The organism is Geminicoccus flavidas (assembly GCF_009806515.1).
GTDB classification, from domain to species: domain Bacteria; phylum Pseudomonadota; class Alphaproteobacteria; order Geminicoccales; family Geminicoccaceae; genus Geminicoccus; species Geminicoccus flavidus.
On the sequence record NZ_WUJP01000197.1, the window covers coordinates 1 to 9,313 of the forward strand.

A 9,313-nucleotide genomic window follows, 5' to 3' on the forward strand; every position below is an offset into this window, starting at 1 on the left:
GGCGGTCCACAGAGCCGACTTGGCCAGCGTGTAGGACAGGCGCCGTCCGCTCGGCCGCAGGATCCGCTGGTCGAGCAGGTTGACGATCACGCCGCCGGCGCCTGTGGGCAACTGGCGGGCGAAGGCTTGGCTCAGCAGCAGCGGTGCCACCAGGTCGATCCGCAGCACCTCCTCGAGTTGCCGTGCCTCCAGATCGGCCAGCCGGTCGTCGGGGAACACGGCGGCACTGTTCACCAGCACCCCCTGCGGCCCCAGAAGGCTATTGGCCGTGGCGAGCAGCACCCCGATGGCGGCGAGATCGCGCAGGTCGGCCGGCACGAGCACTGCCTGACGGCCCAGTGCCCGGATCTCGCCGGCCAGGCGCTCGGCATTGGCGTCGACCGCACGGACATGGAGGGCTAGGTCGTAGCCGTCCTCGGCCAGCGCCAGCGCCATGGCCCGCCCCAGCCGGCGCGCGGCACCGGTGACCAGTGCCCGCCGCGGCACGGAACCGGCCCTGCTTCCGACGGTCACCGTTCCAGCTCAAGGAACTCGTGCCAGATATAGCCCTGGCCGCCGTCCGGGATCACCACCTCCAGCCAGCCGTCGCGCTGGCCCACCACCTGCACCCGCTCACCGCTGTTCAGGCTCCCCAGCCGGTTCGAGCGGGTATTGGGGCCGACCCGGTAGTTGACCGCCTTGGTGGTCACGTAGAAGGCCCCTTCCCGAGCGAAGCCCTCCTCACTGGCGGCAGCTGTCCGGTCGGTGTCGGCCTGGGCGCTCCGGCGCCTGGCCCCCAGTGCCGTGGCCATGTCCAAGTCGTGCCGGGCCTCCTCCGTCCGCCCGAGCGCCTCGAAGGCGCGGCTGCGGTTGAGCCAGGCGTCGATGTTGGTGGGCTCCAGCTCGATCGCCCGGCCATAGTCGGCCAGCGCATTCTCCGTGTCGTTCAGCCGCCAGCGGATCGAGGCACGGTTGACATAGGCCGCGGCGAAGTCGGGCCTGAGCCGGATCGCCTGGTCGAAGTCGGACAAGGCGCGCTTGTCGTCGTCTAGGTTGGCCCAGGCACTGCCCCGGGCGTTCCATGCCGCCGCCATCTTGGGCGCCAGCTCGATCGCCGTGGTGAGGTCGACGGTGGCCTCGGCGAGATAGCCCTCGCGGCGCAGGAGGTCGCCACGGTCGAAGAAGGCCTCCGCATAGCGCGGATCCAGCTCGAGGGCGCGGTTGAGCGCGGCATAGGCCTGGTCGAACTCGCCCTTCTGGTCGAGCAGCACGCCCTTGCGGCGCCAGACCTGCGGCGAGCGGGGGCTCAGGGCCTGCGCCTCCTCCACATCGCGCAGCGCCGCATCAATCCGGCCGAGATCGGCCCGGATCGCGGCCCGGATCAGCCAGGCGCCAGCATGGTCCGGCTGCAGCCCGATCGCCTCGTCCAGGTCCACCAGCGCCTCGTCCACCGCGCCGACCGCCCGGCGGGCCAGTGCGCGGTAGCGCAGGAACTCGGCGCGCGTGGCCCGGTCGTCGGGCGGCAGGGGGACGAGCGCGTCGGTGCAGGCATCGATCCGGAAGCCCGGGTGGCGGACCTCCGTGCGGCAGGCTTCGGCCGACCCTTCCGCCGCCGCCATCGTGACAGTGGTGCCGAGTGCCGCGGCAGTCACGCAGGCTAGGCTGATATCACGGCCGATCCGGGCTAGACTTTTGGAGGGCACGAGTGATCGTCCGTCGACATGTCTTGCGGGAGTTCCTGTTGGTGCGGAGGCCTAGGGCAGCAGCCATCATCCTACACTCGACGTGGCGCGTCATCCATGTCCTGGTAACGATGGTGTTCCTGTCCGTGTCAACGGTCACGGCCGCGTGGGCGACCGAGGATCCGCTGATCGATGCGTACCTCAAGGGCGTCGATCTGTACCGGCGCGGTGACCTGGACGCGGCGATCCCGGCGCTCCGCCAAGCCGTGCGGCTGTCGGAGCAGCGCTTCGGCCCGGAGTCGCCGGAGCTGGCCCTCGACCTCAACAATCTGGCGGAAGCACTCCGTCGCCAGGGCGACCTCCGGGAGGCGGAACGGCTGCTGCGCCGTGCCCAGGCGATCGACCAGGCGCAGGACGAGGTCGATCCTCTGGCGGCCGCCACGACGCTGAACAATCTGGGCCTGGTGCTGGCGGCCAAGGGGGACAGCAGGGCAGCGCTGACCGCACACCGGGCAGCGCTCGCGGCCGTGGAGAAGGCGCGCGGCAACGATCATCCCGACACGGCACGCGCCGCCTACAATCTGGCGCTCGCGGAGGCGACCGCGGGCGACCCCAGGATCGCGCAGGCGCTCGCCGCCCGCGCCGCCTTCATCGTCGACCGCGCCCTGGGCGACCGTCACCCCCTCACCCGGCAGATGCGGGCGACCGAGGCCCGCCTGCGCGCCCTGCCCACGCAGCCGCCACCGCAAGCCAAGATTGCCGAGCTGAATGGCGCCCCCGAGCCGGACGATGCCACCGCAGTGCCCGATGCCCCGATCAGGGCACAGCGGACGGCTGCGCTCGCGGCGGTGGAGCCGGCCGCGGCACCGGCCGCGATACCAGCCGCGCCCACCACCCGCCAGCGCAGCGGTGAGCCCGCGGCCGGTGGCGGCGAGCGCAGCTTCGCGGTGCAGCTGATGGCGCTGCGCAGTGAGGCGGACCTGGATGCAGCCTGGGACGAGCTGCGCCAGCGCTTTGCCGACCTGGCCCAGGCGCAGCGGCTGCCCACGACCTCCGTGGAGATCGCCGGACGCGGCCGGTTCTACCGGCTCCTGGTCGGTCCTTATGCGGTGCGCACCGATGCAGAGCGGCTGTGCAGCGGCCTGAAGCAGGCGGGCGGCGAGTGCCGGGTGATCATCCGGAACTGACCGGCAGTGCCGGCGGTGCCGCCCGGTCGGCGACCGCCACCCGGCGGCGCAGCCAGAGCACCAGCAGCAGGCCCGGCAGGGCGAACACGGCGGACAGGATGAAGAAGCCGGGCCAGCCCAGCGCCTCGGCGATGAAGCCGGAGGCGGGCACCACTGCGAACTTGGCGAATAGCTGCATGAAGGAGGTCAGCAGCGCGTACTGCGTGGCCGTGAAGTGGACCGTGCACAGCGAGGACAGATAGGCCACGAACACGGCGGTACCCATCCCGCCGGTTAGGTTCTCCACCAGGATGGCCAGGTAGAACGCCCACTTGACCGGCCCGGTCACCGCCAGGACGGCGAATGCCAGGTTGGAGGCACCCTGCAGGATCCCGCTGACCAGGAGGGCCGGCAGCAGGCCCAGCCGAAAGGCCAGCGCCCCGCCCAGCACCCCGCCGAACAGGCCGACGAACAGGCCGAACGTGCCGGACACCTCGGCGATGTCGGTCTTGGTGAAGCCGAGGTCAAGGTAGAACGGGTTGGCCATCAGCGTCAGCATGACGTCGGAGGCCTTGTAGAGCGAGATGAAGGCGAGGATGACGCAGGCGACCGCGAGACCGCGCCGCTGGAAGAAATCGGCGAATGGCGCCACCACCCCCTGCTCAATCCAGCTGTGCCAGCCTCCTGCCGATCCGGCAGGGGCGGGGGCCGGGGTCACGGCCGGCTCCGGCGCCAGCAGCGCCGCTAGGCAGCCCACCAGCACGAGCAGCGCCATCACGAGATAGGTGTCGGTCCAGCCGATCCGGTCGGCCAGGAACAAAGCACCGGCACCCGCCGCGAACATGCCGAGCCGGTAGCCGATCACCACGACCGCGGCACCGGCCCCGAGCTTCTCCTCGGGCAGCACTTCCACCCGCCAGGCATCGACCACGATGTCCTGGCTGGCCGAGAAGAAGGCCACCGCGAGCGCAGCCACGGCCAGCCCGGCCGTGCCCGCGACCGGGTCGGCCATAGCCAGGAGCGTGATCGACAGGATCAGCCCGGCCTGGGTGACCAGCAGCCAGGAGCGCCGGCGCCCGAGCAGGCGGGTGAGGCCGGGCAGCGGCAGCCGGTCGACGAGCGGCGCCCAGGCGAACTTGAAGCTGTAGGGTGCCAGCACATAGGCGAACAGGCCGATCGTGCCGGTGCTGAGCCCGGCATCGCGCAGCCTGGCGCTGAGCGTGGACAGGACCAGGAGCAGTGGGAGGCCGCTGGAGAAGCCCAGCAGGAGGATGAGGAAGATCCGCCGGTCCCGGTAGGCCGCGAGCGAATCGAGATAGGCCTTCATGTCGCTCGCCCGGGAGAACCGGCCACGGCCGACCGCTCCTGCGGCCGGCCGTGACGCCGATGCTCGAAGATCGCCGGCGCTTTAGAAGAAGCGTTCCGGAACCTCGATAATGTCGCCGGGCGAGACGCGCTGGCCGCCGCTCACGATCACCCCCTGGGCACCCGAGCCGCCGCGCTTGATCATCACCTCGTCCCGTGCCGCACGGTAGCCGAAGCCACCGGCCAACGAGATCGCCTGGTCGACTGTCATGCCGTCGACATATTCATAGGAGCCCGGGCGGTTGACCTCGCCGGTAATGTAGAACGGCCGGAAGTTGGTCACCGCCACGCTGACCTGCGGGGAGATCAGGTACTGACCTTCCTCGTAAGCCTTCTTGATCTCTTCCTCGAGCTGGCGGGTGGTGAGGCCGTTGGCGTTGATCGTACCGACCAGCGGCATCGCGAACCGCCCTGTGCCGTCCAGCTGGAACTCGCCGGACAGGTCGTCGTGGCGGAACACGATGATGCGCAGGCGGTCACCGCTGCCCAACTGGTATTCGGGCGTGGGCAGCGTCTCGGGCGCTTCGGCCGAGCCCACCACGTCGGATGGCGTGGAGGTGGTGCCACCACATGCGGACAGACCGACGGCAGAAAGGGCCAGCAGCACCAGCAGTGCCAGCTTGGTGGTCATCGAACGCATCATCGCGGGTTGTCCCAGCTTCTGTCGACCGGACGGGCCCAAGGATCGGCCCTGACGGCCGCCATCTTGGGGTGGAGCTGCGAGGTTAGGCAAGGTTTCGGCAACGCCTGGGTCATCTTATCCCAGGCACCCGGGTGCATCAGATCTGCGCCCTCAGCCGCAGCAGCACGAGGTGCTTGTCGTAGTCGCCGCCTTGCGCAGTCGAGTCCTGCTGCCGGTAGACGTACTCGGCGCCGGCGGAGAAATTGCGGGTGATCAGGTAGTCGGCGCCGAGCCCACCCTCGTAGATGTCCTTCTCCAGGTCGCTGCCCTTGTAGTCCTGGTTGTTGTAGCGCAGGTGCGCGTTCAGGATCAGGTTGCGCAGCAGCTCATGGTAGCCGCTCAGGACCACGTCGGTGGCAAGGCGCGAGGAGCCGCCACTGCTGGACGGCAGGAAGTCGCGCGACGCCTCGAGCTGCAGGGTCGACAGGGTGGTGACGTTCCAGGTCAGCCCGACATCCGCCGAGACGCCGTCCTGGTCCTCGAACGTGTCGCTCTTGTAGGCCTGCTTGACGTAGCCGATGCTCGCCTCGCCGAACAGCACGGCGGTGAAGTCGACGGTCGTGCCGACGCTCAGGCCGTACTTCTCGGAATCCTGATCGCGTCCGCCCGGGGTTGGATTGTCATAGTTGTAGAACAGGTAGTCCGCCTGGGTGAACAGACCGATCCTGGGCGAGATGGCATAGCTCAGGCGCAGGTTGCCGCCATATTCCTGGCGGTTGCGATAGTCCTGGTTGACCGTCACGCCGCCGGCGTTGAACGAGTCCCAGTCGTAGAGGCGGTAGATCAGGTTGCCGCCGACCATGATCCGGTTGAAGCGGTGCGAGTAGCCGCCGGTCGCGATGTAGCGATCGTATTCGACGACATCGCCCTCACCGACCGTGACGCGGTCGTCGTCGTCCTTGCCTTCATGCAGATGGTCGTAGGAGACGTTGCCGCGGAACGCACCCGCACGCGACACGTCGTAGCGGCCTCCAAGGCGGAGGCCGTAATCGACGAAGTCGTTCTCGTCCTGGTCGAGATATTTCGCGGCGTTCAGGTAGACGTTGCCGTTCAGCTGATGGCGCGACCAATCGGTCCTCATGCTGAGCTGGGGCGTGAGGCCCAGGATGACGTCGCTCTTCTCGTCATCCTCCTCGGCATTGACGTTGCTGTCGAAGCCGACCGACGCGTCGATGCTCGGAAAGAAGAAGAACGAGCCGCGCCGGATGCCCAGGGGATCATAGTCCGGGCGCGGCCGGTCCTGCACCGGCACGTTCGGATCAACCTCCTGCCCCTGGATCTGGTAGTCACTGTCCAGCGCCTGTTGCGCCGAACCGAGGGCACCGGTGTCCTGAGCCGACGCCATGCCGGCAAGCACGGTCAGCGCGCCCGCCGCGGTCGTGGTCAGCAAGGTCCAGCGCATCGGGGCCATCCTCTACCCTTCATCATCTCCGGCCGATTCCGGCAGGAGGTGCATTACAGTAAGCGTCCGGGGTACAACCGCCGGTGCATCTCGATCGGAGATTGTTTAGACTTCGGAAGACGGCGCTGACAACCGACCCGGCCGCCGTCTATAGCGGTCGCCGGCCGCCGGGTATCCTGGCAGGCGCCATTTGTGCCCGTCGGGCAACAAGCAGTGGTGGCGGCGGGGAAGGTAGGCGGCATTGCTTGGAAGGCTGTTCCGCAAGAGCCGCGAGCGCGAGGAGGCCGGTCCGCCCGTGCCGTCGGTGGCCGGGCGGCCGCCACGCCTGCCGCGCGGCATCCGGGTCTATGCGGTGGGCGACGTGCATGGCCGCCTGGGCCTCCTGCGGCAGCTCGAGGCACTCATCGAGGCCGACCACCACGCCCGCGGCGACAGTTGCCGCCCGTGGATCGTGTATCTGGGCGACTATGTCGATCGCGGGACCGACAGCCGTGAGGTCCTCGACCATCTGATCGCCGGCCCGCCGGACGGCTTCGAGGGCATCCACCTCCTGGGCAACCACGATCTGTGGCTCCGCGAGTTCCTGGAGGATCCGGCCTATGGGCCGAGCTGGTACAAGCATGGCGGCGACGCGACCCTGCTCAGCTACGGGGTGCGCATGGATCCCGCCAAGGCCGAGCCCGCCCGCTTCCGCGAGGCGCAGGCTGCCATGCGCGCGAGGGTGCCTGAGGCGCATCGCCGCTTTCTCGGCAGCCTGGAGCTGGGCTTCTCGATCGGCGACTACTTCATGGTCCATGCCGGCATCATGCCGACCCGGCCGCTGGACCAACAGAGCGTCGAGGACCTGCTCTGGGTGCGCGAGCCCTTCCTCAGCCATGACAGCGAGCTCGCCAAGGTCGTGGTGCACGGCCACACGGTCGAGCAGCAGCCGATCGAGCGCCGGCACCGGATCGGCATCGACACCGGCGCGGTGTGGACCGGGATGCTGACCGCCGTCGGCCTGGAAGAGGACCGGCGCTGGTACCTGCAGACCAGCACCGGCGAGGCCTGAACGGCACGGGGTGGCACGGCTGGCCTTCATCCGGCGGGTGGTGACGTTGCCGTGGCGGCCCGGCGACCCCAGGATCATGGGCAGGCCGGCGTCGGCCGGCCCGCACCAGTGCATCCGCCGCTGGCAGGCCTGCTGTGACCCTTCGGCCACCCGTTCTCCCCATGCGTGCGACCCTGCCGATGCCGGACCTTGATGCCCCAGCAAAATCGTGCACCCATCGGACTCCAACGGTGCTGTCCATATGCATTTATGGCAGTGGAACTTATTCTGCTGCCGACTTCACGCCCTGGTCGAAATAACGATACAGAAGTAAGAAATACTATGATTGTCCCTCCGCAGGGCCGGTCCATTCGACACGTCCCGGACCGGCAGCAGCGCCTCCCAGTGGCAGGAACGGCGTGACGGCCTGCCGAGGGGTCGGCCGGCGCATCTGCCGCGGCCTCGTCCTGGCTGGACTGCTGGCGCTCGCGGCCTGTGCCGGCGAGGACGAGGAAGGTCTGCCGGGCGTCGAGACCGGTCCGGGCATCCCCTACACGGTGACGTTCGAGGGCCCGATCAGCGACGAGCTGGCCCCGCTCTTGGACCAGGCCTCGGTGGCGAAGAACGAGGAGGACCGGCCGCCGGCCGACGAGCTGGTGCTCACCCAGCGGGCCAGGCGCGACATCGACAACATCACCCGTGCGATGCACTCCCTGGGCTATTATGACGGGACCGTGCAGTGGCGCGACGAGCTGGCGGAGCCCGCGGCCGCGACACCCGCTCCCGCCGCGGGCGAGGCACCGGCGGCCGGGGCCGAAGCCGGCAGCGAGACGCTCGCTGCCCGACGGCTGATCTTCACCCTCGAGCCGGGCCGCCGCTATCACTTGGGCCGGCTCGGCATCGACGTCGTCGGCGAGGAGCCGGCGGGCGCCGACCTGCCCACGATCCGGGAACTGGGGCTGGAGGCGGGGGAACCGGTGGATGCCCAGCGGATCCTGGATGCCGAGCAGCGGCTGGTCCGCCTGTTGCGGGAGCGCGGCCACCCGTTCGCCGAAGCCGGGGAGCGCCGAGCCGAACTCGACCAGGGCGAAGCGACCCTGGACGTGACCTTCGTGGTCGATGCCGGCCCGATCGCCCGGTTCGGCGAGATCACGTTCACCGGCATCGAGGGCATCGACGAGAGCTTCCTGCGCAGCCGGCTCACCGTGCACGAGAACCAGCCCTACACTCCGGCCGTGCTGGAGGAGTCACGGCGTGAGCTGATCGACACCCAGTTGTTCGCGACCGTCCAGGTGGTGACCCCGGACCAACTCGACGCCACCGGGCGGCTGCCCGTTACCTTCGAGGCGACCCAGCGGGCCCAGCGCTCGATCGCCGCCGGCGCCAGGTACCGGACCGACGAGGGGCCGGGCGTGTCGCTGTCCTGGGAGCACCGTAACTTTTTCGGTGCGGGCGAACGGCTCAGCCTGAGCGGCCTCTTGTCCGCCGAGCGCTACGCCCTGAGCGGCCAGTTCCGCAAGCCGGACTTCTTCTCCCGCCGGCAGAGCCTGCTGATCGACGGCTCGATCTCGCACGAGGACGTGGAGGCCTATACCAGCGATTCGATCCAGCTCGGTGCTGCGATCGAGCGGCGGCTGGGCGAGCGGATGACCGGCACGCTCGGCGTGACCTATCGGCTCTCCAACGTCGAGCAGGCCGGCGAGCGCGAGACCTACGGCCTGGTCTCGTTCCCGGCAGGCCTGGACTGGGACACCACCGACAGCGTCCTAGACCCGACCCGCGGCGGGCGGTTGATCCTCAATGCCGGCCCGTATTTCGATACACTCGGCTCTGGCGCCGCCTTCGTGAAGGCGCGTGGCACCTACAGCCACTATTTCAGCCTCACCCGCAACCGGCGCGTCGTGCTGGCGCTGCGCGGCTCGATCGGCACGATCACCGCCGACAACATCGACGACGTCCCACCGGACGAGCGCTTCTATGCCGGCGGTGGCGGCTCGGTACGCGGCA

General features: G+C 69.3%; 8 protein-coding genes. 3 read left to right on the forward strand and 5 right to left on the reverse strand.

The features are described 5' to 3' along the window. A partial coding sequence (locus EQG76_RS05400; RefSeq protein WP_159711294.1) for an SDR family NAD(P)-dependent oxidoreductase occupies positions 1 to 486 on the reverse strand: 486 nt, incomplete at its 3' end. 23 nt (positions 487 to 509) lie between these two features. Next, complete coding sequence (locus EQG76_RS05405; protein ID WP_159711296.1) at positions 510 to 1,682, reverse strand: tetratricopeptide repeat protein; 1,173 nt, start codon at positions 1,680 to 1,682, stop codon at positions 510 to 512. A gap of 110 nt (positions 1,683 to 1,792) precedes the next feature. Here EQG76_RS05405 and EQG76_RS05410 point away from each other — a divergent pair, with 110 nt between their 5' ends. Further along, a complete protein-coding gene (locus tag EQG76_RS05410) occupies positions 1,793 to 2,848 on the forward strand; it encodes an SPOR domain-containing protein (RefSeq protein ID WP_159711298.1) in 1,056 nt (351 codons plus the stop codon). Here the strand turns inward: EQG76_RS05410 and EQG76_RS05415 are convergent. From EQG76_RS05415 to EQG76_RS05425, 3 genes are all read right to left on the reverse strand, one after another. Continuing rightward, positions 2,835 to 4,154, reverse strand: a complete 1,320-nt coding sequence (locus tag EQG76_RS05415; protein WP_159711300.1) for an AmpG family muropeptide MFS transporter — start codon at positions 4,152 to 4,154, stop codon at positions 2,835 to 2,837. The genes EQG76_RS05410 and EQG76_RS05415 overlap by 14 nt on opposite strands. 81 nt (positions 4,155 to 4,235) lie before the next feature. Next, complete coding sequence (locus tag EQG76_RS05420) at positions 4,236 to 4,835, reverse strand: polysaccharide biosynthesis/export family protein (protein WP_159711302.1); 600 nt, start codon at positions 4,833 to 4,835, stop codon at positions 4,236 to 4,238. A 136-nt stretch (positions 4,836 to 4,971) separates the two neighbouring features. After that, entirely contained in the window at positions 4,972 to 6,276 is a 1,305-nt protein-coding gene (locus tag EQG76_RS05425; protein WP_159711304.1) for an outer membrane beta-barrel protein, read from the reverse strand. Positions 6,277 to 6,517: 241 nt separating this feature from the next. Between EQG76_RS05425 and EQG76_RS05430 the strand changes: the two genes are divergently transcribed. Both EQG76_RS05430 and EQG76_RS05435 read left to right on the forward strand, forming a co-directional pair. After that, positions 6,518 to 7,327 carry a metallophosphoesterase gene (locus tag EQG76_RS05430; protein WP_235031215.1) on the forward strand — a complete coding sequence of 270 codons (810 nt, stop codon included), beginning with the start codon at positions 6,518 to 6,520 and terminating at the stop codon, positions 7,325 to 7,327. Between the two features lie 398 nt (positions 7,328 to 7,725). Continuing rightward, positions 7,726 to 9,313 (forward strand): autotransporter assembly complex protein TamA (locus EQG76_RS05435; RefSeq protein WP_159711306.1); only part of this gene is annotated, 1,588 nt, incomplete at its 3' end.